Origin of the sequence: Fictibacillus sp. WQ 8-8 (genome assembly GCF_024494405.1) — a bacterium.
Classification (GTDB): Bacteria; Bacillota; Bacilli; order Bacillales; family Fictibacillaceae; genus Fictibacillus_C; species Fictibacillus_C marinisediminis.
In genome coordinates this window covers 1-1,272 of the sequence record NZ_JAMXKG010000046.1, presented here as the reverse complement: position 1 = coordinate 1,272, position 1,272 = coordinate 1, and the positions used below count along the sequence as shown (strand labels likewise).

The 1,272-nt window shown below is 37.3% G+C and carries 2 protein-coding genes; both read left to right on the top strand.

Annotated elements, in window-relative coordinates:
• Nucleotides 1–128 precede the first annotated feature (128 nt).
• Nucleotides 129–776: a hypothetical protein gene (locus tag M1K46_RS25490; RefSeq protein WP_256228234.1), complete on the top strand. Its 648-nt coding sequence runs from the start codon at nucleotides 129–131 to the stop codon at nucleotides 774–776.
• Entirely contained in the window at nucleotides 733–1,056 is a 324-nt protein-coding gene (locus M1K46_RS25485) for a hypothetical protein (protein ID WP_256228233.1), read from the top strand. The genes M1K46_RS25490 and M1K46_RS25485 overlap by 44 nt, the downstream gene beginning before the upstream one ends.
• The last annotated feature ends 216 nt before the right edge of the window (nucleotides 1,057–1,272 follow it).

The following is a 1,272-nucleotide window of genomic DNA, read 5'->3' as shown; positions in this document are numbered from 1 at the left end:
GTTTTCTTTTATACAGAAGGAACAATTAGAAAAAAAGGACTCTAATCATATTTAAGCATAGTAGTCGGAACGTCCCATATTTGGAGCGATTTTTGCCTTTAAACACTGGAAGTAAAGGGGGTACCGCAATGGAGTCAGATCCATCATATATTCTTGAGCGAATTGTTAAAGAACTGGGTGTGGAACAGATCGTTGAATTACTAACTTATCGAATACCAGAAACCGATTTATACACGCTCTTACTTTATGTTTTTCGAGAGAAGACCCAGAGGTTAGTTCCCAGCGAATTACTTAAAAGGTACCAGGTAAACCGTTCGGTGCATCCTGCTTCAGTTGATCCTATCCAGTTAAAGCAACTAGAACTAGATATTTTGAAAATAGCAAGCAACCATTTCGCTACACCAGTTCAGTTATCTCCCGTGGCTCCTTTAGGATCTTGTTCTGTTGTAGCGACAGTCGATCAAAATAAAGTGCTTTCTGCAATCAGAGGAACTGAAGTAGTGTCAGACGCGACCAACCTTCTAGCTTTGCATATTAGCGATTTGTTAAAATCACGCAAAAAGAGCAACAGGGAGGACTATATCCGCTTATGCACAACCCATCGACATGTTAGAACTCAATATTTCAATAATCCTGGAATGTTTCCACATTTTCATCTGTTCTGTATGGTCACTTCTGGTACAGATACAGGTTCTTCAGTTCGAAAAGCAATCATTTTGGGAGCACATAAGCGTGTACCAAGATATATTCCAATCATTGTTCCAATCAGATATTGAGGTTATCCTAAGTGGCCGTGATGGTTATAAAGATTCCGAAGGGTTGCTGCGGAGAGTTGCACAGCTTGGGAAACGGTTTTCGATTAAAGTATCAATAAAGGAGCCTAATTTAGAAAATCAGTATTATAAAGGTTTACAATTTACTGTCATCACGAAGATAAACGGAGAAGAACATAACATTGGTGATGGTGGATTCGTCGATTGGTCTCAAAAATTACTGGGAAGTAAAAAACAACGGTTGATTATTAGTGCCATAGGCTTAGATAGGCTACTTTTGTAAATTGGTTATTACAGTACAGAGGATCAACTAAAGCACTGCTTCATTTCTATATTTTCGGGTGTTTTACTTGAAAAAATATTTCAACTGTTAAGCACACAGGAATCTAATAAAAGAAAGCAACCTGTTGTGGTTGCTTTCTAATTATTATTCTTGATTGTCTGCTGTTTTTGATTCTATGTTAGATCTGTCAATTGACTTTGTATATTTTTCTTTGTT

What these genes read in the sequence shown, in the direction of transcription:
- M1K46_RS25490 (WP_256228234.1), top strand. Translation starts at nt 129, where the DNA reads ATGGAGTCAGATCCATCATATATTCTTGAGCGAATTGTTAAAGAACTG.